General features: G+C 59.7%; 24 protein-coding genes and 1 tRNA gene. 8 read left to right on the forward strand and 17 right to left on the reverse strand.

Features of this window, described 5'->3' with window-relative positions:
• Window positions 1-39 precede the first annotated feature (39 nt).
• Window positions 40-936: an RNA polymerase sigma factor RpoH gene (gene rpoH, locus K3J57_RS08050; protein ID WP_055191723.1), complete on the reverse strand. Its 897-nt coding sequence runs from the start codon at window positions 934-936 to the stop codon at window positions 40-42.
• A gap of 593 nt (window positions 937-1,529) precedes the next feature.
• Between rpoH and K3J57_RS08055 the strand changes: the two genes are divergently transcribed.
• Window positions 1,530-2,057 (forward strand): hypothetical protein, encoded by a 528-nt coding sequence (locus K3J57_RS08055; RefSeq protein WP_259795358.1) that lies wholly within the window; start codon window positions 1,530-1,532, stop codon window positions 2,055-2,057.
• Window positions 2,058-2,176: 119 nt separating this feature from the next.
• Here the strand turns inward: K3J57_RS08055 and K3J57_RS08060 are convergent, their stop codons facing one another.
• The 3 genes from K3J57_RS08060 to K3J57_RS08070 form a co-directional block, all read right to left on the reverse strand.
• Window positions 2,177-2,620 (reverse strand): hypothetical protein, encoded by a 444-nt coding sequence (locus K3J57_RS08060; protein WP_259795359.1) that lies wholly within the window; start codon window positions 2,618-2,620, stop codon window positions 2,177-2,179.
• 193 nt (window positions 2,621-2,813) lie between these two features.
• Entirely contained in the window at window positions 2,814-4,292 is a 1,479-nt protein-coding gene (gene cls, locus K3J57_RS08065; protein WP_259795360.1) for a cardiolipin synthase, read from the reverse strand.
• Window positions 4,293-4,296: 4 nt separating this feature from the next.
• On the reverse strand, window positions 4,297-5,331 hold the full coding sequence (locus tag K3J57_RS08070) for an RluA family pseudouridine synthase (protein ID WP_259783450.1): 1,035 nt from the start codon (window positions 5,329-5,331) through the stop codon (window positions 4,297-4,299).
• On the opposite strand from K3J57_RS08070, the gene K3J57_RS08075 reads away from it, so the two are divergent.
• Window positions 5,330-5,653: a DUF6476 family protein gene (locus K3J57_RS08075; protein WP_259795361.1), complete on the forward strand. Its 324-nt coding sequence runs from the start codon at window positions 5,330-5,332 to the stop codon at window positions 5,651-5,653. The genes K3J57_RS08070 and K3J57_RS08075 overlap by 2 nt on opposite strands.
• 300 nt (window positions 5,654-5,953) lie before the next feature.
• Here K3J57_RS08075 and K3J57_RS08080 read toward each other — a convergent pair.
• Window positions 5,954-6,030, reverse strand: a tRNA-His gene (locus K3J57_RS08080).
• A 129-nt stretch (window positions 6,031-6,159) separates the two neighbouring features.
• Here K3J57_RS08080 and K3J57_RS08085 point away from each other — a divergent pair.
• Window positions 6,160-6,390, forward strand: a complete 231-nt coding sequence (locus K3J57_RS08085; protein WP_259795363.1) for a DUF6324 family protein — start codon at window positions 6,160-6,162, stop codon at window positions 6,388-6,390.
• 137 nt (window positions 6,391-6,527) lie between these two features.
• On the opposite strand, the gene K3J57_RS08090 is transcribed toward K3J57_RS08085, so the two are convergent.
• Both K3J57_RS08090 and K3J57_RS08095 read right to left on the reverse strand, forming a co-directional pair.
• A complete protein-coding gene (locus tag K3J57_RS08090) occupies window positions 6,528-6,995 on the reverse strand; it encodes an MmcB family DNA repair protein (protein WP_259790600.1) in 468 nt (155 codons plus the stop codon).
• 416 nt (window positions 6,996-7,411) lie between these two features.
• Window positions 7,412-7,747 (reverse strand): hypothetical protein, encoded by a 336-nt coding sequence (locus K3J57_RS08095; protein WP_259790603.1) that lies wholly within the window; start codon window positions 7,745-7,747, stop codon window positions 7,412-7,414.
• A gap of 201 nt (window positions 7,748-7,948) precedes the next feature.
• On the opposite strand from K3J57_RS08095, the gene K3J57_RS08100 reads away from it, so the two are divergent.
• The gene (locus K3J57_RS08100; RefSeq protein ID WP_259795366.1) at window positions 7,949-8,332 is read left to right on the forward strand and encodes a hypothetical protein; all 384 of its coding nucleotides are present in this window, start codon (window positions 7,949-7,951) and stop codon (window positions 8,330-8,332) included.
• Between the two features lie 96 nt (window positions 8,333-8,428).
• Here K3J57_RS08100 and nusB read toward each other — a convergent pair whose 3' ends face one another.
• From nusB to K3J57_RS08130, 6 genes are all read right to left on the reverse strand, one after another.
• Window positions 8,429-8,896 carry a transcription antitermination factor NusB gene (gene nusB, locus K3J57_RS08105; protein ID WP_055191702.1) on the reverse strand — a complete coding sequence of 156 codons (468 nt, stop codon included), beginning with the start codon at window positions 8,894-8,896 and terminating at the stop codon, window positions 8,429-8,431.
• Window positions 8,893-9,456: a 6,7-dimethyl-8-ribityllumazine synthase gene (locus K3J57_RS08110; RefSeq protein ID WP_259795367.1), complete on the reverse strand. Its 564-nt coding sequence runs from the start codon at window positions 9,454-9,456 to the stop codon at window positions 8,893-8,895. Before K3J57_RS08110 ends, nusB begins: the two co-directional genes overlap by 4 nt.
• Before the next feature lie 2 nt (window positions 9,457-9,458).
• Window positions 9,459-10,589 (reverse strand): 3,4-dihydroxy-2-butanone-4-phosphate synthase, encoded by a 1,131-nt coding sequence (ribB, locus tag K3J57_RS08115; protein ID WP_259777854.1) that lies wholly within the window; start codon window positions 10,587-10,589, stop codon window positions 9,459-9,461.
• A 138-nt stretch (window positions 10,590-10,727) separates the two neighbouring features.
• Window positions 10,728-11,363 carry an NYN domain-containing protein gene (locus K3J57_RS08120; protein ID WP_055191696.1) on the reverse strand — a complete coding sequence of 212 codons (636 nt, stop codon included), beginning with the start codon at window positions 11,361-11,363 and terminating at the stop codon, window positions 10,728-10,730.
• Between the two features lie 197 nt (window positions 11,364-11,560).
• Window positions 11,561-12,541, reverse strand: coding sequence for an MBL fold metallo-hydrolase (locus K3J57_RS08125; RefSeq protein WP_259790611.1), 981 nt, complete (start codon window positions 12,539-12,541; stop codon window positions 11,561-11,563).
• A 152-nt stretch (window positions 12,542-12,693) separates the two neighbouring features.
• Window positions 12,694-13,284 (reverse strand): riboflavin synthase, encoded by a 591-nt coding sequence (locus K3J57_RS08130; protein WP_259790613.1) that lies wholly within the window; start codon window positions 13,282-13,284, stop codon window positions 12,694-12,696.
• A gap of 251 nt (window positions 13,285-13,535) precedes the next feature.
• On the opposite strand from K3J57_RS08130, the gene K3J57_RS08135 reads away from it, so the two are divergent.
• From K3J57_RS08135 to K3J57_RS08145, 3 genes are all read left to right on the forward strand, one after another.
• Window positions 13,536-14,834 carry a capsule polysaccharide biogenesis protein gene (locus K3J57_RS08135; RefSeq protein WP_259775363.1) on the forward strand — a complete coding sequence of 433 codons (1,299 nt, stop codon included), beginning with the start codon at window positions 13,536-13,538 and terminating at the stop codon, window positions 14,832-14,834.
• Between the two features lie 109 nt (window positions 14,835-14,943).
• On the forward strand, window positions 14,944-16,071 hold the full coding sequence (locus tag K3J57_RS08140) for a polysaccharide biosynthesis/export family protein (RefSeq protein WP_259787041.1): 1,128 nt from the start codon (window positions 14,944-14,946) through the stop codon (window positions 16,069-16,071).
• 10 nt (window positions 16,072-16,081) lie between these two features.
• Window positions 16,082-18,148 (forward strand): capsule polysaccharide biogenesis protein, encoded by a 2,067-nt coding sequence (locus tag K3J57_RS08145; RefSeq protein ID WP_259795368.1) that lies wholly within the window; start codon window positions 16,082-16,084, stop codon window positions 18,146-18,148.
• 120 nt (window positions 18,149-18,268) lie between these two features.
• Here K3J57_RS08145 and ribD read toward each other — a convergent pair whose 3' ends face one another.
• From ribD to K3J57_RS08165, 4 genes are all read right to left on the reverse strand, one after another.
• Entirely contained in the window at window positions 18,269-19,363 is a 1,095-nt protein-coding gene (gene ribD, locus K3J57_RS08150) for a bifunctional diaminohydroxyphosphoribosylaminopyrimidine deaminase/5-amino-6-(5-phosphoribosylamino)uracil reductase RibD (RefSeq protein WP_259797749.1), read from the reverse strand.
• 14 nt (window positions 19,364-19,377) lie between these two features.
• Window positions 19,378-19,848: a transcriptional regulator NrdR gene (gene nrdR, locus K3J57_RS08155; protein WP_173486443.1), complete on the reverse strand. Its 471-nt coding sequence runs from the start codon at window positions 19,846-19,848 to the stop codon at window positions 19,378-19,380.
• Window positions 19,849-20,030: 182 nt separating this feature from the next.
• A complete protein-coding gene (locus tag K3J57_RS08160) occupies window positions 20,031-20,468 on the reverse strand; it encodes a secondary thiamine-phosphate synthase enzyme YjbQ (protein ID WP_259790617.1) in 438 nt (145 codons plus the stop codon).
• A complete protein-coding gene (locus K3J57_RS08165) occupies window positions 20,468-20,752 on the reverse strand; it encodes an HlyU family transcriptional regulator (protein WP_259775365.1) in 285 nt (94 codons plus the stop codon). The genes K3J57_RS08160 and K3J57_RS08165 overlap by 1 nt, the downstream gene beginning before the upstream one ends.
• Before the next feature lie 175 nt (window positions 20,753-20,927).
• Here K3J57_RS08165 and yghX point away from each other — a divergent pair, with 175 nt between their 5' ends.
• Window positions 20,928-21,818, forward strand: coding sequence for a YghX family hydrolase (gene yghX / locus K3J57_RS08170; protein ID WP_259790619.1), 891 nt, complete (start codon window positions 20,928-20,930; stop codon window positions 21,816-21,818).
• The last annotated feature ends 4 nt before the right edge of the window (window positions 21,819-21,822 follow it).

Below are 21,822 nucleotides of genomic sequence, written 5' to 3' on the forward strand. Positions count from 1 at the left end.
TGAAAGCGCGGGTTCCGGGGTGTCCCATCACGGCACGGATCAGTTGTGCTCCAACAGGCCCTTTTCCATCGCCAGCTCCTGCATCCGTTTCTGCAGCTTCTCAAACGCCCGCACCTCGATCTGGCGGATCCGTTCACGGCTGACATCATAGACGCTCGACAGATCCTCCAACGTCACCGGTTTATCTTTCAGGCGACGCTGGGTCAGGATATCTTTCTCGCGGTCATTCAGCACATCCATCGCCTGTGTCAGCAGCTCGCGCCGCACCTCAAGCTCGTTTGTTTCCGCATAATCGGCGGCCTGATCGGCATCTTCATCTTCCAGCCATTCCTGCCATTCCATCGCCCCTTCGCCATCGGCAGACACCTGCGCGTTGAGCGAGGCATCCCCCCCTGACAGGCGACGGTTCATCGAGATGACCTCTTCTTCCGTCACATTCAGATCATTGGCAATCCGGGCCACGTTTTCCGGGCGCAGGTCGCCATCTTCCAGCGCGCCAATCCGCGCCTTGGCCTTGCGCAGGTTGAAGAAGAGTTTTTTCTGCGCGGAGGTCGTTCCCAGTTTCACCAGCGACCAGCTGCGCAGGATATATTCCTGAATACTGGCGCGGATCCACCACATGGCATAGGTCGCCAGACGGAACCCTTTTTCCGGGTCAAAGCGTTTCACCGCCTGCATCAGGCCGACATTTGCCTCGGAAATCACCTCAGCCTGCGGCAATCCATAGCCGCGGTAACCCATGGCAATCTTGGCCGCCAGTCGCAGGTGCGAGTTCACCATCTGGTGGGCCGCATCCCGATCCTGATGGTCCACCCAGCGTTTGGCCAGCATGTATTCCTCTTCCGGTTCCAGCATCGGAAACTTGCGGATGTCCTGTAGATAGCGGTTCAAGCCCCCTTCCGGGGTCGGCGCCGGCAGATTCTTGTAGTTGCTCATCGTCTCTCAGGCCCTCCCGGCCATAGTCTCAGGCCCGAAATCGGGCCAAACTTATCCTGTGTGCTTCTTGAATGTATCAAGGCTTAACATCCAGATAGGATCTCTCTTGCAGGTTTCAAGTCCTCATAATCGAGGCAAGATGAAAAACCGTTAAAATCAGTTTATCGCTATATGCCCTCAGGAGCAGCCCTTGTGAAGCGACCTCACGGCTTCGTGCTTGAGGTTACATTTCGGGCTCATTCCGGGGGGACGCCAGCAGTAATCTGAGCACCTGACGCCGTATCCAGCAGATGTCGGCACCACACCTTTCCCGCAGGTTTCGGGCATGTCCCCCGGGCCAACATCCCGCCCCGTCTTTCGAAGCAGACCTTGAAATGAAATACCCTCGATAAGAGAAATGGTGGACTTGGAACCACCTGACATTGTAACAAGCAATTATGTTTCCGAAGCCGGGTTTTATGAGCCTCATCAGGCCTGTGACCCGGCAAGGACATTGGTGTTGCGCCCTGTTTTGGCCTGTCAGATTTGGAATGGCAGATTTGGCTGTCAGATCGGGCGCTCTTTGCAAGTGTGAATGATTAAGGAGTTTGTTCATGAATTTCAAAAAGCTATCTCTTATCTCGGCCCTGGTCCTGGGACTGGCAGGTTGTAACGCCGAAACGCAGCAAGCCATGAAGGATGGTCTGCGGTCAGGCACGGCGCTGGAACGGTTCGCGGCGTCCGGGTCATTTGTCGTAAAATCCGAACAGCATCTTGTCCAAAGATCCAAGGCGCAGATCATGTCGGCGCTCGAAGATTTCTCAAGCAGATGTCTGTCTGTCAGTGTCAAATACGGGCGCTTCCCGGGGGATGCCGCGGCGCAGATTGATTACGTCCCGATCTTTACCAATGAAGATGGCACCACCCGCCATGTCCTGTTTCGCAAAATCGGCGGGCATTCCACCCTCGTCTTGGGCAAAGGTGGCAAAGGGTTCAATGCGGCGGTGTCGACGCGGATTGAACCGGTGAATGCCTCCTCCACCAAATTGACGATCGCAGCGACCGTGGGGCTGTCCAGCTATGTGAAGACCCTGGTCGCTGCCGCCCGTGGAGAGAGCATCGTTTGCCCGAAACTGCCCTAAGGCAGATGCCGGGAACAGGCGCCACAGCCCTGCTCCCGATCCGGCTCAGATCTGGTCCCGGTCTGGCCGTGAGCGCGCAGAAATGCACCTGCCCATGGCCAGATCACCTCTGGTTCAGATCACTTCACGGATTGTTCGCGCCCGTAAGACGAGGTCGTATTCGTGAGACAGGGCCGCCGCAACGGCAGAACGCGCCCGTTTTCCAGAAGATGAACAATCTGCCCATCTCGGTTGGACGTCATTCTCAACTCATAACGCGCGCCCGGTTTCGGCTCAAACAGATGGTCGACAACAACAGTGCCATCGATCTGCCTGCCAACCGTTTCAAACACCGTTCGCAGGTTGTAGGTCTTGCCCGGCGCGACGGCAATCGAACGCGGCAGATCCGCATTTCGAACCACGCCCTGGGTCTCAAACCCGCAGGATGTCACCTCTTCGGCGATATAGACATTGGCACGACGCACCGCGAGCAGCGCCCCGCCAAGTTGCGGTGTGAGCTGCAAATTCACACCTGTCGTGGGTGACTGATAATCCGAAACGGTCGAGACACAGGCGGTGAGCAAGCTTGCCAGACAAGCTGAAAGGACAAATTTTTTCAAAACAATATGAACCTTTTACTGGTTGAATAAAGAACGTGCGGTTCAACCATTTCCTGAACGCGGCCCGCAGACAACCAAAAACTGGTGATCAGAGCTGTTTTTCTGCACGGCGAGCCAGACGCCATCACCAGATAACTGGCGGGCCCATCTGATCCCCCTACAGCAGCGGTGCCATGGTCCCCACCGCGTTCATGACCAGCCGGCGCAGGCGCGACCATTGCGCCACATCCTCTGCATCGATCTCGTATGCGTCTTCCCGAAACGCCTCTTGCTGAAGGCGGATTTCGTGGGTGAGCGCGGGGTCGTAGAGCAGCATCGTATTTTCGAAGTTCAAATCAATGCTGCGCCGGTCCAGATTGGCAGAGCCAACAAACGCCACCTCCCCATCCACGGTGATCAGCTTGGCATGCAAAAGGCCCGGTTTGAACTCGTTGATCTCGACCCCGGCACGCAGGAAGCTGGCGTAATAGCTTTTCGAGGCAAGGTTCACCACCCAGCTGTCATTGCGGGCCGGCAGGGTGATCTGCACCCGCACCCCCCGTTTCGCCGCCGAACAGATCGCCTGATGCAGCGCCTCGGACGGCACGTAATATGGCGTGGTGATCATCACCTCATGCTGGGCAGAGGCCAGAAGGGTCTGGATCATGTCCGACACGCCTTCGCGCGTCTGCACCGCCCCGGTGCCAGCCATCACCCCGACAAATCCCGCCGCCTCCCCTTCGTGACGGGGATCAGGGGCGGGACGTTCCAGCAGGGCCGAGATATCCTCCCCCCCATGGGCCATCCAGTCGCCGATAAACAGCCGCTGTGCCTGCCACGCAACCGGTCCTTCGATCCGCAGCATCGTGTCAACCCAGGGGGCATATTTGGCCTTGATGCGAAATTCGGGATCGGCGCAGTTCTGGCTGCCCAGATAGGTCACACCATGATCAATCACCACAATCTTGCGGTGGTTGCGAATATCCAGCCGCTGGTAAAGCGCGGCAATCAGCGGATAGGAGATGTCAAAGGCCACAACCGTCTGAACGCCTGCCTGTTGCATCTCGCGCCATAGCGGGTGGGACAACAGCCTGCGCGCGCCCAGCCCGTCAACAATCACCCGCGCAGAGATCCCCCGCCCTGCTGCCGCCATCATCGCGCGTGCCACCCGGGTGCCGTTTTCATCCGGCAGCCAGATATAAAACAACAGATGGGCATGATCCTGCGCGGCCTCGATATCGGCCACCAACCAGTCGATGCTCTCATTGCTGTCAGCGGTGAGTTCCGCCCGGTTCCCGCCAACCGGGGCAAATCCGTTCACCGCAGCCGCACGGGCAAAGCTTGGCCGGTAAGGCGACGGGATTTCCGTGGATGGGACATCCCCCTGCGGATGACGGGCCAGCGCCTTGCGCAGCGTGGTCAGCTTGCGATCCATGCGCCAGCTCGCACTCGGGTCACCAAAAAAGAAATAGGCGATGATGCCCAGCCCGGGCAGCGCCATGATCACAGCCACCCAAGCCAGCCGCGATGCGGGCGAGCGATGGTCGCGGGTCAGGGCCCGCCCCATCACCGACAGGTGCAACAGAAAGACGAACAACGTCCAGCCGGATGCCCAGTCGGACGGCCAGTCGGTCAGAAAATCCGTTGCCCAGTCCATGAGCTTATCCGTTTCGAAGAGCCTCTATCAGGGCCAGCATATCGTCCGGCAGCGGTGCTTCAAAGCTGAGTTTTTCACCACTCACAGGATGTTTGAACCCCAAAGTGGCCGCATGAAGCGCCTGACGGGGAAAGACACGCGCGGCCTCAATCGCCCCTTCCCCGATCGCCTTGGCATTCAGTTTGCGCCGGCCTCCATAGGTCGGATCGCCGATCAGTCCGTGGCCCGCATGGGCCATATGCACCCGGATCTGGTGGGTGCGCCCGGTTTCCAGCCAGCAATCCACCAGCGCAGCCTGGGCGGGCGTGCCGAAAGCTTCGATAATGCGCGCGCGTGTCACCGCATGGCGCCCGCCGGAAAACAGCACCGCCTGTTTCTGCCGGTCTGTCTTGTGGCGGGCAAGCTGCGTGGTGATCTTGAGGATATTGCCCGGCTCAAAGCTTGCCCCTTTCACGCCCCCCAGACGCGGGTCAGCCTGATCCGGCGCCCCATGCACCACGGCGCGGTAATGACGTTCGGCCGTGTGGGCGGCAAACTGTTCGGCCAGCCCGTGATGCGCCGCATCCGATTTCGCCACCACCAGAAGACCTGACGTGTCCTTGTCGATCCGGTGCACAATCCCCGGGCGCGCCACGCCGCCCACACCGGACAGTTCGCCTCCGAAATGATGCAGCAGCGCATTGACCAGCGTCCCCCCCGGCGAGCCCGGCGCGGGGTGCACCACCATGCCCGCAGGTTTGTTGACCACAATCAGGTCATCATCCTCATGCACGATATTCAGCGCGATATCCTCAGGCCCGATATGGCTTTCCACGGCCTGCGGCACGGCAATCATCAGCACATCGCCCTCGGCCACCCTGGCGCGGGGATCGGTGACGACCTCACCGGCGCGGGTGATCGCCCCCTCGGCCAGCAGTTTTGCCAGACGCGAGCGTGACAACGCAGCTTCTTCTGGCACATCACGGGCAATCGCCTTATCAAGACGCTTGGGCGGGTTTTCCGCAATCACAACCTCAATCAGGTGCACAGGGGCCGACATGGACAACACTCCTCAGGACGAAATCAACACGGAGACCCCGATCGACGGCACCGTGCGCTTTCTGAAAATTCTTGTGACCACGCTGACCGCAACCACGATTATTGGTCTCATAGTGCTGATCACGGTGATTGTCATGCGCTTCCAGCAAGAAAGCGTGGTGCCGTTGCCACAAGAGCTGGTTCTGCCGCAGGGGGCTGTGGCGATTGCGGTGACACGCGGTCCGGGCTGGTTTGCGGTTGTAACGGAAGATGAGCGGATCTTGATTCTCGAACCGGACGGACGGACCATCCGCCGCGAGGTGGCGATTTCAAAGGCGAAGTGACGCCCGCAACCCGTTGATATCGAGCTGCTTTCATGGCGCTGTGTTCGCAGGCGCTGCATGTAAACTGTTTCGGGACAAACTTGATACACACATATATTCCGCCACGCCCCAACTTATCCCTGCTTCAGGTATAAGGCGGGTCGCTTTAGGACGTGCGCTCTAGGGGGTGCGCAGCCCTCTCGGCTCGGCAGATACGCCTTCGCCGTCCTTGTATCAGACATAAAAAAGGCACCACCGGATCAAACCAGTTGGTGCCTCTCTGTCCTCTCTCACCTTCACCATTTGGCGGCGGTGGGAGGGTGGTACCGACACCCCGGCTCGAACGGGGGACCTCTTGATCCACAATCAAGCGCTCTAACCTACTGAGCTATGTCGGCACGTGAGCTGCGTCTTAAACCGAGCCTTCATCTTGCGCAAGAGGTGATGCTTGAAAAATTTTGAAAAGATCCGTAACTCGGGGGAAGATTTTTACGAGGCCCCGATGGCGGGCCGGACAGGAGCACCTGATGGGTATCAACGACGAAAGAGATATCGAAGCCAATCTGCAGATCGGGCCAACCACCGACGGGATGGTGCGGTTGTTCGTGGAGGGGGGCGGGATCGAGATCCCGATGGATTTCGACCCGGAAGAAGCCGAAGAGATTGCCGAGGAATTGCAGGCAGCGGCGGCACAGGCGCGTGCGATCTTGCAATCCGCTGCGGATAAATCGGACAAGGGCGGCAAAAAGAAACGCTGATCCCATTGTTTTCATGGTGGCCAGAGTTTCCATGGGTGAACAGAGGGGCGCTGCCCCTCGCCTTTGCAAGGCTCACCCCGGGATATTTCTGGCAAGAGGAAGAGGCGCGGATTTCCGGGCCTTTTTTGCTCCGGGCCTCAGTTCGAGACAAGCGCCGCCACGCCGGGATCCCGAAAAGCGTGTAGGCGGCGCGCGGCATGGGTGGCAAATTTCTGGATCAAAGCTTTGCGCCTTGCGCCAGCCAGCCGATCCTCGGGTCCCATGCGCAGAATTTCGGCGTCATAGCCATCCGCAATGATCAGCCCGGTGTCATCGGGCAAAAGCGCGGTCGGGAAATCCGCGTCAACCGCCCAGAAATAGCGATCACACCATTCGAGATAGCCTTGCCATTTCCGATCGGAGGTAAAGTCCTCACGGCTTGATTTGCATTCGATCACCCAAATCTCACCTTTTGGTCCCAGCGCCATCACGTCAACCCGCAGGCCACGTGTGGGGACCAGCTCTTCCACCGTAACAAATCCATGAGAGATCATGTGGCGACAGACGCCACGGGCGAGGATCTGTCCGGGTTTCCTTTCGGGCTGCATGTCATTTGGCTGGGTCATATGCTATGTGAACAATTCATGAACATATTGTCAATGGAGAGAGGGGTAAGGGAGCGGGAGATCGGTGATCCTACTCAGGATGCCTCTTGCATCACGCCCCCCCTGCCCCTATCTAGGCGGAGGCGGTTTCTGCCCTTTTCGTCACATGCGGGTAATATTCCGGTGGCCTTAAGCAATTCTGAGGGAGCTGGCTCTGGCATAGCCGTGGCTTTGTTACCTGGCGCCCACCTGTACATACAGGTCCTCAGGAATTCAGACCCCGACGACTGCGTGCGGTTCCGCCACCTTTATTCCGACCTTTGCTTCGCTGTTCCTCAGACAAAGAAAGCCCGCCAAGTGGCGGGCCTGAAACTTACAACTTTAGCCTCTGGCACGTGGACAAGTTTAAACTTTGTCCTTTCGGGCCAGAAAGAAGTTTAAACTTTGCCCCGCGGGTCGGTGCTCCGGGGCTGACGATCAGCCCGTGCTTCGACCGGCACCGGGATCTGGGTGGCGACAGGAATACGCTTTCCTTTGCCCGGCCCTTTGTCTTCGTTCCCCATTCGCATAATCACGATGGCAAACTGCACGCCGGAAAACACGATCCCATTGAACATGACCAGCATGGTAAGCGCGACCCACCCCATGTCGGAGTTTGAAATCAGGTGCCAGAGGTTCGCCACATTCAGATAGAGCAGCGCGCCAACAAAGATCGCGGACAGTCCAAAGCCAATCAGAACATGGGTGATATAAAGGCGGACAAGTTTGGGCATGAGATTCCCCGGAGTTGTTTCATCCATCAGTCTAGCAGCTTACCAGGGAACGGAAAGGGGCACAGGGTCGCATCCCGCCAGATCGGCGCATTTCATCCCCCCACCCGCTCCGGTTCGATTTGATTCAAGACAAGGTTCACGCCGTAACTATCCCCTAGACTGGCCCCCAAACTGGCCTCAAGACCTCAAAAGGATATCCTTATGTTTCATAAACTTACCGGATTTTGTGCCGCAACGGCCACCTTCGCCCTGATGACGGGGGCCGCCGCGGCAGAAGACTGGAGCCGCATTCAGACCGAAGAGGCATTCAAGGGCTTGGCGGTGGGGCCAGTCTGGCACTTTTCCTCAGGCACGCAAGAGGCGTTCGATGACGGAACATTGACCGGCCACGTGCCGGGTTACGGCAATTTTCGCGGCACCTGGGAATGGCGCGACGAGATGTATTGCCGCAAGATCGATTTTTATGAGATCGACAAGAAAGGCGATGATTGTCTGATCATCGAAGCGCAGGGCAACGACATCCGGATCACCCGTGATTTTGGCAAGGGCAAATCCTATGCGGCCCAGTTGCAACCAAAAGAATAATACATCCGTTTCAGACTGTTACACGGATCAGAACAGAAAAAGGCCAGACAATGCGTCTGGCCTTTCCTTGTTTGTAAATGGGCAGCAAACCCGAGGTCAGAACGCTTCGGGCTTGGCCTCACGGGCCATGTGATCCAGAACCGCATTTGTGAATTTCGCCTCGTCCCCCTCCGGGAAAAACGCCTTCACTACATCCACGAATTCGGTGATCACGACTTTCGGCGGCGTGTTGCTTTCGACCAGTTCGGCGCCCGCCGCACGGAATGTGGCCCGCAAAGTCGGGTCAATGCGCGCAATCGGCCATTTCGCCACCAGCGCGCGATCCGTCATCTGGTCGATCTTCGCCTGATGGTTCACCGCATCTTCGATCAGTTTACGAAAGAGCTTGGTGTCGCCTTCCGCCATGGTGTAGCCATCAAATTCTTCGCCAAAGCGGAAATCTTCGAACTCCACCCGCACCTTGTCCACGGTCTGACCGGCCGCTTCCATCTGAAAGAGGGCCTGCACCGCAAACAGGCGGGCTGCGGATTTCATCTGACGTTTCTGGTTGCCGGAAAGGGTCATGCCGAGGGGGTATCCTGCGAGGTTTCTTGTGTATTCCCAGCCAGGCGATAGCTTTCCCCCATGGGCTTGAAGCCGATCCCCTTGCTGGTGTCGCCCCATTTGCGCGAAAGCGCGATCAGATGCAAGGCCGCAGCAGCAGCCCCGCCGCCTTTATTTTGCCCCTCAACCTCGGCCCGCACCTCTGCCTGAGGACGGTTTTCCACGGTCAGGATGCCGTTTCCGATGCACAGACCGTTCAGGCCCATCAGCTGGATCGCCCGCGAGCTGTCATTGCAGACCGTCTCATAATGTGTTGTTTCACCACGGATAACACAGCCCAGCGCCACATAGCCGTCGAAGTTGGACATCCGTTCGGCGATGGAAATCGCGGTGGGCACTTCCAATGCGCCCGGCACTTCCACCAAGTCCCAGCTGCCCCCAACGGCCTCAATTTCCGCCTTGGCCCCGGCCACAAGATTATCAGCGATATCCTTGTAATACGGCGCCACCACGATCAGCAGCTTGACCGGTTTGTCAAATTCCGGGCGCGGCAGGATGTAGTGTTGTTCAGCAGCGGCCATGATCAATCCTCCTGAATGGGGCGGGTGGCGGTGATGTTCAGCCCATAGGCGTCGACACCGATATAGCGGGTATCGGGGCTGTCGGTCAGCAGCACAAGGTCGCTGAGGCCCAGCGCCGACAGGATCTGCGAGCCAAGCCCGATATTGCGCACGGTGCCGGGTTCTTCTTCGTCGCGGGCATAAAGCGTCTTGCGCGGCTCACGGAACAGGCAGACCACGCCGCGCCCTTCCTTGGCAATGATCTGCATGGCGCGCGGCAGCTCATCAGCCGGTTTCGGCCCCATCCCCAACACGTCCTGCGCTTCATTCAGCGCATGGGTGCGCACCAGAACGGGATCCGCGGTGGAGATGTCGCCCTTGATCAGCACCACATGTTCGATCTCGTGGGTCAGGTCGGTGAAAATGCGCATTTCCCACTCCCCTCCATATTCGGAGGTGATCTTCTCGCAGCCGGTTTCGCGCACAAGGTTGTCGTGGCGGCGGCGATAGGCGATCAGGTCCGAGATCGTGCCGATCTTCATCCCGTGTTTCTTCGCAATTTCAACCAGTTCCGGAAGACGGGCCATGGTGCCGTCCTCATTCATGATCTCACAGATCACACCAGAGGGGTTGCGACCAGCCAGCCGGGCAATGTCCACGGCGGCCTCTGTATGGCCGGCCCGCACCAGCACCCCGCCATTGCGAGCACGCAGCGGGAAAATATGGCCGGGGGTGGCAATTTCGGCCGGACCATTGGCCGGGTTGATCGCAGCGGCCACGGTCAGCGCACGGTCAGCGGCGGAAATGCCGGTCGACACGCCTTCGCGGGCTTCGATTGAGGTGGTGAAGGCTGTTTCATGACGGGACGAGTTGTGCATCGCCATCATCGGCAGTCCCAGCTCTTCGATCCGGCGTGCTTCCATCGGCAGGCAGATCAGGCCACGCCCGTGGGTGGCCATGAAATTCACAACCTCTGCATTACAGGCATCTGCCGGGATCACAAAATCCCCTTCGTTTTCGCGGTCTTCATGATCCACGAGAATGATCATCCGCCCCTTGCGGGCCTCTTCGATGATCTCCTCGGCGGGGGAAATGGCGTCGGCAAGGCTGGCCTCGACCGGGCCCGGCGTTTCATAGGTGGTGCTGTCGCTCATGTCAGGGGTCCCCAGATGGCAGTTCCAGTTCTTTGGCCCGCAATACCTTAGCCCAGAGGGCAAGGAAAGCCAAAAGGCGACAGTTTGACCCGCACACGCGCGCGGGGTCATGGCAATTGTGCGTGGCGGGTGCCTTTTTCAGGTTCTGAGCCTGATCCGTGTTTGCTGTCCGCTGCCCTCAATCAGGTATTTCTCGGGACGGGCTTCGAAATATTTTCGCCAGGTTTTCTCATCGAAATCCGCAAGCGTCACCCTGGCCTGGGACACCACATTCGGGTTGACCTGCGCAATCAACAACCCTGCGGGATTTGCCGCGAACACCTCTTCGACCCGCCGGTCATTTTCCCCCGGCGGTGAGGCAATGGTCACCCAATCGCTACAGGATTTGCGGAAATGCTCGGGCGCTTTGCTCTCTCCGACCCCGACCACCCAAACGCCCCGCTCGCGCAACAGCGTTGCCGCGTGTGAGAAGTCGCCGTCCGAACTGGCGAGGACCACGCAGGTCACACGACGGTCCAGGCAAAGCTCCATCGCCTCCAGAGCCAGAAGGATATCGGCCGCGTTCTTACCAGTCCCGGAATGCACCAGCTTGATGCCCGGCGCCTCATCCCAACCGGGAATGCGTTTGGCATTGCCATAAACCCGGCGAATGGTCAGCTCCCCTGCTCGTCTTGCCTCGATAATGATTTTCCCAGCCAGCGCACTGGATATATTCTCTCCGTCAATCAACAGGGCCACCTGCCTGATCACCGGAGAGAGATCGTCCTTCGCCATAAATTAACCTCCTCAATAAATTCAATCATTAGAGGAAAGATACGCGAGCGGATCCCAAATGCGAGTAGATCAAAGGATTGGGGTCGGGGACCTTGGCGGCGTGTGGACTGCGGGGATCATGGCATCTGACGGAGGATCGTCTGGGACTTTCAATCGGGCGGCCCCGCATCGGACACCGCCCGGCCTGTTCTACGAAATCAGAATTGCCACAGGGCCGGCACAAAGCGATAGGCGTCGCCATCGCGCGCCACATGGCCCACACCGGGGAACGGGAAGTGATAGCCCAGAACCGCAATCCGGTCGGTTGCGGCCATATCCAGAAGCCGCTTACGGGTGGCGCCCGTTTGCGCCCCATCCGCATCACGGCCACTGAACCATTCAGGATGGGCGAAATTCAGCACCGCATGGGTCATGCAATCGCCCAGCGCCAGAAGTTGCTGCCCCTCGCTTTCCACCATCACCGACATATGGCCCGGCGTGTGGCCGGGACTGTCGATCATGCGGATGCCCGGCGCGATCTCCTGATCATGGCGCGCAAGCGTCCATTCCAGACCTTCGGCATTGATTGAGTTGACCGCCCCCAGCACGAATTGCTGGTCCTCCGGGGCCACGCGGTTCACCAGCCCATCCTGCAACCAATGGGCCCGCTCGGCCTCTCCGATCACGTATTCGGCGTCGGGAAGGATCGGTTCGTCGAAATCATCGCGAATGCCCCAGATGTGATCCGGGTGGGCATGGGTGATCGCCACATGGGTGATCGCAAACGGGTCGATCCCGGCAGCTTCGAGGTTGCCCATCAGTCGCCCTGTCGTGTCAAACCAGCGGTTGCCGGATCCCACATCAACCAGAACTTTAGCCTCCCCCAGTTCGATATACATGTGATTGGTGTGAGAATACCCCACGTCAGGATCAATCAGATGTTCAGCCAGAAAAGCACGCCGCTCCTCCTGCGGTGCATTCATCGCCTGCCCCCCGAATGGGAGGGTGAAAAACCCATCCGACACAATGGTGATCCTTGCCTGCCCGAGCGTGAAGCTGAAATGGGCAGGATTGCCTTCCGCAGGTGCGCCAAGCATTGCCCTTGCCGTGGCAGGCATGGCAAAGGCAGGGGCCAGCGCGGCCATGCGCAACAGGTCGCGTCTGTTGAAATTGGGGCGAGTGGGTTTGATCAGGCTCATCACGGGCTCCCTTGGATGGTTCACCCGTTAAGTCATATGCGAATTTGTGAATTTAGCAACAGGGGTGTTGCCCCAATGAGGCCAACCAGTGAAATCCACCCGGTGTGGCCAGCAGAGTGTCCACACTGCTCAGACGGCAGGGCGGATTGGGCTCAGCCCCCGTATTCCGCCAGCCGCGCCACGTAACGTGCCAGCGTGTCGATCTCGAGGTTGATCCGGTCACCGACCCTGGCATTCCCCCAATTGGTCACCTCTTTCGTGTGTGAAATCAGGTTCACGCCAAACACGTCCCCTTCGACCTCATTCACGGTAAGCGAGGTGCCATTCAGCGCCACCGACCCTTTGGGAGCGATGAATTTGGCCAGATCAGACGGGGCACGGAACCGCACACGGGTGCTGTCCCCTTCGGTCTTCATCGAAATGATGTCCGCCACACCATCCACATGGCCCGATACGATATGGCCGCCCAGCTCATCCCCGACCTTCAGCGCACGTTCAAGGTTAACCTGACGCCCGACCTGCCAGTCGCCCAGATTGGTTTTCGAAACGGTTTCCGCCGAGATATCCACGTCATACCAGTTGTCGCCCATCGCCACCACGGTCAGGCAGACCCCGTCCGATGCGATCGAGGCGCCAAGATCAATCGTCGCCGTGTCATAGGCAGTCTCGATCCGCGCGCGCAGGTCGCCTTTCTGCTCCAGCGTTACAATGCGCCCCACATCGGTGATAATCCCGGTAAACATCCGCCTCTCCCTTTCAAGATGGCCCGTTTCAACTCAGCCAAACACCTAGCGCGCGGCATGGGATTTGCCAATCCCTGCTCACTCCGTCTTGCAAAAATACCCAGCAAGGCGCAGCGCCGCCCCCTCCTCTTCACCAAAAATGAACCAGATGAGACATATTTTGGCCGCACAGGGCCCTTAGGCTATTTGCGGGTTTGCGCAGCGATGCGCTGACCTTATAGTCTGGCCAATGGGCTGAAATACCCGAAGAAATGAGTTTCGATGTGATCACCGGTGACAACCACAATTTCCTGTTCCTGCAAGGCCCGCACGGGCCTTTCTTCTGGCGTCTGGGTCAGATGCTGCGCCGGGCGGGGGCCACGGTCTGGCGGGTCGGGTTCAATTGCGGGGACCAGGCTTTCTGGCGCGATCACGACAGCTATATCGCCTTCACCGAACCACAGGAAAACTGGGCCAGCTATTTCACGGCCTTGCTGGATGAAAAATCCATCACCGACATCGTGCTTTACGGCGACACCCGCCCGATCCATGCCGAAGCCGTGCGGATCGCCAAGGCCCAGGGGATCACCGTGCATGTGTTCGAGGAAGGGTATCTGCGCCCCTATTGGGTGACCTATGAAAGGGGCGGATCCAACGGCAATTCCCGCCTGATGGAGATGTCGATCCCACAGATGCAGCAGGCCCTCGAAGGGGTGGATCTTGACCAGCCCGAAGCGCCCTCGGTCTGGGGGGATATGCGGCACCATATCTTTTACGGCGCGCTTTACCATTGGTTCGTGATGTTTCGAAATCGCCGCTATGCGAATTTCAAACCCCACCGCGCCCATTCGGTCACACAGGAATTTCGCCTTTACCTGCGTCGCCTCCTGTTGATGCCTGCCCAGTCCATCGAACGCAGGCTGGCCACGATCCGGGTGAAATATGGGGGGTTTCCCTATCATCTCGTGCTGCTGCAACTGGAACATGATTCCAGTTTTCAGATGCATAGCCCGTTTGAAAACATGACCGCATTTCTGGAGCTGGTGATGGACGGGTTTGCCAAAGGGGCTGCGCCACACCATCACCTCGTCTTCAAGGCCCACCCGCTGGAAGATGGCCGCGCGCCCATTCGACGTGAAATCAAACGCCTGTCCCAAAAACACAATCTCGAGGATCGGGTGCATTACGTGCGCGGCGGCAAACTCGCCCAACTGCTCAACCACACCCGCTCGGTGATCACCGTCAATTCAACTGCCGCCCAGCAGGCCCTGTGGCGCGGCCTGCCGATCAAGGTCTTTGGGGCGGCGGTCTATGCCAAGCCCGAATTTGTCTCAACCCAGGGCCTGCCGGAGTTTCTAGAACAGCCAACCCGGCCGGATCGAAGCGCCTATCGCGATTATCGCCAGTATCTTCTGGAAACCAGCCAGGTGCCCGGCGGGTTTTATTCCGCACGCGGCAGGCGACAGCTTTTGCGGCTGGTGGTGGACATGATGCTTGCCCCGCGCGACCCTTACGATGCGCTCTCCACGGGCACAGCGGCGCCGCGGCAACAGTTGCATATCGTCCATTGACCACAGCAAGGAAGTGCTGGATTTTTCTGCATTTCCTGCATAATCTACCTCTTAATAACAACGAAAACCGAGGCCATCCTCCAACAAAGGAGCCCGAGCAGTGACGAAAATGGGCAAAGTAATTGCGCGCCGTGCGGCGCTTTTGGTGTTGGCAGGCACTGTTGCCGCCTGCGGTCTGCCCCGTGTTGGCCCTAATAAATCCGAGATTTACGCAGGCAGCGTGGAACGGCAGGGCGACGCCTTTATCGTCGCGGTCAATGACCGCGTGACCCGTGCGACGGCGGTTGTGCCCGCGCTTGGGTTTGATGAGAAATTCCAAAACGCCTCAATTGTCGGCTCCGATACGATCAGCGCCGGTGACGTGCTGGGGATCGCGATTTGGGAAAACGTCGAGGACGGGATCCTGACCACCGCGGGCGCCCCTGCCACGCTGGATGAAATCCAGGTGGATGGCGCGGGCTATATCTTCATTCCCTACGCGGGCCGCATCAAGGCGTCGGGCAACAGCCCCGAAACCATTCGCCGGATCGTGACCGAGAAACTGGCAAGCCAGACCCCCGATCCGCAGGTTGTCGTGCGTCGTCTGGCGGGTGACGGCTCCACCGTCACCATGACAGGGGCCGTATCCGGCCAGGGTGTCTATCCGATCGAACGCCCGACCCGCACCCTGTCTGCCATGCTGGCCAAGGCTGGCGGCGTGGCCGTGCCGCCCGAGATTGCCAAGGTCAAAGTCAGCCGTGGCACCCAGACCGGCGAAATCTGGTTCCAGGACCTGTTCGACAATCCTCAGCTGGATATCGCCCTGCGCGGCGGGGACCGTATCCTGGTTGAGGCGGACACCCGCGCCTATACCGCACTGGGGGCGACCGGCGGTCAGGCCCGCGTGAAGTTTGAAACCAAGACCCTGTCTGCCATCGAAGCCCTCGCACAGGTCGGTGGCCTGCAAAGTGCCGTGGCCGATCCGACCGGCGTGTTTGTCTTCCGCAACGAACCCGCTGATATCGCCAACCAGGTGCTGGGCCGCGATGACCTGATCGGGCCGCAGCGACTGGTCTATGTCCTAAACCTGACCGAACCCAATGGCATGTTCATGGCGCGTGATTTCGTGATCCGCGATGGCGACACGCTTTATGTTACCGAAGCACCCTATGTGCAGTGGACCAAACTGCTGTCGACCATCACAGGCACGCTGTCCAGCGCCGGGTCGATCACCTCGCTTGGCAACTCGCTGCAATAAGGCCGCTGCCGTGGCCCGACCACAGACAGATCAAAACGCCGCCGGGGATCCTCTTTCCCGGCGGCTTTGCGTTTACAATGGCGGCTTTCTCACCCAGTCACGCATCCGCCGGATCCTGTCGCTGGCAGGCTGGCGGGTGGACGTTGGCCTGCCGGGCGAAGGGGACTGGGTTGGCACCTGGGGCAAAAGCCCCACCTCCGGCCGGGGCGAACGGATCTCGGACTGGAAAAACAGCCCGGTTCTGCGGGTCGAGGATGCCTTTCTCCGCTCTGTCCTGCCCGGACGCGAAGGCGAGCCCCCGATGGGGCTCCTGCTCGACGATATGGGGGTGCATTTTGACAGTTCAGCCCCGTCCCGACTGGAGCAGATCCTGTCCGAACACCCGCTGGATGACACCCATCTTCTGAACCGGGCCCGCGATGCGATGGCCCGCCTGCAAGGCGCCCATCTGTCGAAATACAACGCATTCGACCCGGCCACCCCCGCACCTGATGCACCTTATGTGCTGGTGATCGACCAGACGATGGGCGATGCGTCGATTGCCCATGCAGGCGCATCTGAAGGCACATTTCGCGACATGCTGGTCGAGGCCCGTCTGGCCCATCCCCATGAACGCATCCTGATCAAGACCCACCCGGAAACGCAACGCGGTCACCGGCAAGGGCATTATGGGCAAGAAGATGAAAACGATCAGGTCCGCCTGATCACCGATCCCGTCAGCCCATGGGAGCTGCTTTCCGGCGCCACCGCCGTTTACACAGTCAGTTCCGGCATGGGATTCGAAGCTATTCTGGCCGGACACAAGCCGCGCGTGTTCGGCCAGCCCTTTTACGCCGGATGGGGGCTTACCCAGGATGAGCGGCCACCGAACCGTCGAAGCCGCCCCCTCACCCGCGCACAGATCTTTGCCGGGGCAATGATCCTTTACCCCACCTGGTATGATCCGTTTCGTGACCAGCTTTGTCAGATCGAAACCGTTATCGACAATCTGGAAGCCCGCACGCGGGCCTGGCGAGAAGATCATCGCGGCTATGTCGCCTCCGGGATGCGGTTGTGGAAACGCGCGCCCCTGTCGCGGTTCTTCTCGGCACAGGGCACGGCCCCCTCGATGATCTTTGACAACCGTGCGGCGCGCGCGGCGGAAGGGGCCGCGCTGGTCCAGCGTCCACTGATGGTCTGGGCTGGCAAGGAAGAGCCGGAACACAACGGCGACTCTCCTCTTTTGCGTATTGAAGATGGCTTTCTGCGCTCTTGCGGCCTTGGCGCGGAGCTGGTCCCGCCGCTGTCTCTCGTGCGCGACGATCTGGGTATCTACTATGACCCCACCCGTGAAAGCCGGCTGGAGCGGATGATTGCGGCAAGGGCATCCCTGCCGGAACACGCGCGCACCCGGGTTGAGCAGCTGCTGAGTGCCTTACGCCACGCACAGATCGACAAATATAATCTCAGCCGCCCGGCCCCTGACCTGAGCGCCCTGCCGCCCGGGCCGCGCATTCTTGTCCCCGGCCAGGTCGAAGATGATGCCTCGATCCGTCTGGGCACAGGTGCGGTCTGCACCAATCTTGCGCTGCTGGAACATGTGCGACGCGAAAACCCGCAGGCTGTCATCCTCTACAAACCCCACCCGGATGTGGAGGCGGGGTTGCGCGACGGGATCATCCCGGAGGCAGAGATGGCGCGGCTTTCGGATTTCGTGGCGCAAGAGGCCAGCCCGATGGCGCTTCTGGATCAGGTGGATGCGGTCTGGACCATGACCTCGACCCTGGGGTTCGAGGCCCTATTGCGGGGCGTGCCCGTCACCTGCCTTGGGGCACCATTTTATGCAGGCTGGGGACTGACCCGGGATCTTGGAGACGTGCCCGCCCGCCGTCAGGCCCGCCCGGAACTTTTCGGTCTGGCCCATGCCGCGCTGATTGATTACCCGCGCTATTTTGACCCGATCACCGGGTCGGCCTGTCCGGTGGAGGTGGTTGTGGAGCGTCTTGCCAGCGGGGATATGCCTGCCAGAGGGCGGGCCAACCGTCTTTTGGCAAAACTGCAGGGCGTGTTTGCAAGCTACGCGTATCTGTGGCGATGACGCTCAGGGGCTCTGCCCCTCGAGCTGCGCCCTCACCCCGGGATATTTGAGACCAGAAAATGAGGGCGTTTCAGCTGCACCCTGAGACCGGAAAACGCGGCGGCGGAAGGTGGAAACCTCTCAGGGAGCTTTTGCGCGGGCGCGCGACCAGCGGTGGAGCACATCCCCGCCAAGGGCGCGGGTTTCAATGAGTGTGAACCTTGGGGCGTCAGCCAGGTGCGTGATGCCCATTCCCGCCAGTGCGGGGCGGCCTTCGGCGCCCAGGGCGACGCCTGCGGTCATTCCAATGAGTTCATCCACCAGATCCGCGCGCAGGAGCGATGCTGCCAGTGCGCCCCCACCTTCACAAAACACCCGCGTGAGCCCCTGCCCCGCCAGTGAATGGAGCACCGAACGCGGATCCAGAGCGCCCTCAGCTTCTTCGACAGCGAGACAGGTTGCCCCACAGTCTTGCCAGAACTTGATGCGCTCGGGCGGGGATTTTGCACCGTGGCAGAGGATCACGGGGACCTCCCTCGCGGTGCGCGACAACTGACTGTCCTTCGGCAGGCTCAGATGGCGCGATAGAACAATGCGGGTGGGCTGATGCGCGACGCCGAGGCCGCGGATGGTCAGGCCGGGATCGTCATCACGCGCCGTGCCGCCCCCTACCATGACGGCATCGTGACGGGCGCGCAGAGCATGCACATAGCGGCGGGCATCGGGACCGGTGATCCATTGGCTTTCGCCTGAGGCAGTTGCAATCCGGCCATCAAAGCTGTTTGCCAGCTTGAGCGTCACCCAGGGGCGAGTCTTGGTCACTTTGAGCAGGAACCCGGCAAGGTCACGGCGCGCCTCATCAGCACAAAGCCCGGTCTCCACCTCAATCCCAGCCGCGCGCAGCATGGCAAATCCACCTCCGTCAACACGCGGATCCGGATCACCAAGCGCCACCACAACCCGCGCCACGCCGGCCTCGATCAGGGCCTGCGCACAGGGCGGGGTTTTGCCATGATGGGCGCAGGGTTCAAGGGTGACATAGGCGGTTGCCCCTTTGGCATTTCCGGCCTGGGTCAGGGCGACCACTTCGGCATGGGGGCGACCGCCCTTCTGGGTCCAGCCACGGCCAATGATCCGCCCGCCATTTTGATCTGGTTGCACCAGCACACAGCCCACGGCCGGGTTTGGGGCACACAACCCCATGCCGCGCCGACCGAGGGCCAGCGCGAGTTTCATATATCTGAGGTCGTTCACTCTTCTTCGGCGGGATAGTTCGGGCGCAACTCACTGACAAATTTGTCAAAATCATCCGCCGCCTGGAAGTTTTTATAGACCGAGGCAAAGCGCACATAGGCTACGGTGTCGATCCGCGCGAGGCTTTCCATAACGATCTCGCCGATTGTCTTGGAGGGGATATCCGTCTCTCCCATACTTTCCAGACGCCGCACGATGCCGGAAATCATCTGGTCGATCCGTTCAGGTTCCACCGGGCGTTTCTGCATTGAGATACGGATGGAGCGTTCCAGCTTCTCACGGTCGAAATCTTCGCGTCGCCCGTTGGACTTGATCACCACGAGATCGCGCAGTTGCACCCGTTCATAGGTGGTGAAGCGTCCGCCGCAGGCCGGGCAAAACCGCCGACGACGGATGGCCACGTGATCTTCAGCCGGGCGGCTGTCTTTCACTTGAGTGTCGATATTACCGCAAAACGGGCAGCGCATGGAGGCGTCCCTTTCCTGTTTGTGACTGCAAAGAGCCGGGAAAACCGCCTCATAGCGTGGGTGGCAACCCAGTTATCCACAGTCACTATATGGGGCACACTAGGGTTTGTGTAGGGGGTAATTGCCTGCGCTAGATGAAGAATTGCCCCTGTCCAGTGGGAAAAACGCACAAAGCATCCCCCTCATCCTGCCGGGATCAACATCCCGACCACCTGCCGGTGATGCGGGGCATCCCGATGTTCGAACAGGTAGATGCCCTGCCAGGTCCCAAGCGATAGCCGACCATCCAGGACCGGGATATTCAGACTGACCGGCAGCATCGCCGCCTTGATATGCGCAGGCATATCATCGGGGCCCTCATAGGTGTGGGTCAGGTAAGACATGGACGGATCGGTGGTCGGCGGCACCAGCCGGTGGAAAAAATTGCGCAGATCCGTCTGCACCTCGGGGTCGGCGTTCTCCTGAATGAGCAGAGAACAAGAGGTATGGCGCACAAAAAGGGTGAGCACTCCGTCCCGCACGCCCTGCCCGCCACATTCCTCCGTGACAAATCGCGTCACGTCGCGGGTGAACTCATAAAGCCCCTGCCCTTGGGTCGAAACTGTGAACCGCATCCGCATCAGACCGACCGGAACAGCCGGTCCCCCATCTGGTCGATGAAAATCTTCGCCTTACGCAGACTTTCCGCTGTGGCGGCCTCCTTCGACCCGATCACATCCGCCCGGATCATCATGTGGGATTTCAATTCGCCCCCGATCTCTTTTTCAATCCGGGCCGCAATGCGAAAACCGCCAGGCTCTTTGATCGGTTCAGGAAAAATCGTGAAACCGTCATAGATCTGCGGATCTGGCCCGGCATCATTGGCCGCGGAACGTGCCCCGAAGAGTTTGGATAAGAGGGACATTGGGGGATCCTTAATTTGCGGCGGTAAGGTTGGGCGTCACCGCCATCCGCCGGGGGCATCTTGGGCTCGACACTACAGAAAGGCCCAACCAGTTGTCATCACAAGATTGGCACCGCGTTCCAGCCCAGCCTGTGATATACTCCCTTTGTCACAGCTGAAAAAAAGGAGCACCCCCATGCCCCGGATGACCGCCAAGGACTTCGATCAGGACCTTCTGGAACTGTATGATTTCTATGCCCACGGGATCATCACCAAACGGGAGTTTCTTGACCGAGCGGCGAAGTTCGCCGTTGGCAGTGTGACGGCGGCCATGCTTCTGGATCAACTCAGCCCGAATTATGCGCTGGCAGAACAGGTGTCGTTCAATGACCCGGATATTTCAGCCGAGTATATCACCTATCCCTCCCCGCAGGGGCATGGCGAGGTGCGCGGATATCTGGTGCGCCCCGCAGGGACAGAGGCCCCGTTGCCGGCCGTTCTGGTGGTGCATGAAAATCGCGGGCTAAACCCCTATATCGAGGACGTGGCCCGCCGCGTGGCCAAGGCGGGTTTCATGGCGCTGGCGCCTGATGGGCTAAGCTCGGTTGGCGGCTATCCCGGCAATGACACTGATGGGCGCGAGTTGCAACGCAGCGTGGATGGCACCCTGTTGATGAATGATTTCTTCGCCGCAGCCGAACATCTCATGACCCGGCCCGACAGCACCGGCAAGGTTGGTTGCGTTGGGTTCTGTTATGGGGGTGGGGTCTGCAATGCACTGGCGGTGGCCTATCCGGAACTGGCGGCCTCGGTGCCGTTTTATGGCCGGCAGGCCAAGGCAGGGGACGTGCCGAAAATTCAGGCCCCGCTGCTTTTGCATTACGCCGAACTGGACGAACGGATCAACGCAGGCTGGCCCGATTACGAGGCGGCGCTGACGGAACATGGCAAAACCTACACGGCGCATATCTACCCGGGCGTGAACCACGGGTTCCATAACGACAGCACTCCTCGCTATGACGAGGCCGCAGCCGAACTTGCCTGGTCGCGCACGGTGGCGTTTTTTGAGGAGCATTTGAGGGGGTGAGGTC

Source organism: Aliiroseovarius crassostreae, from assembly GCF_025137635.1.
In the GTDB taxonomy this organism is placed as follows: Bacteria; Pseudomonadota; Alphaproteobacteria; order Rhodobacterales; family Rhodobacteraceae; genus Aliiroseovarius; species Aliiroseovarius crassostreae.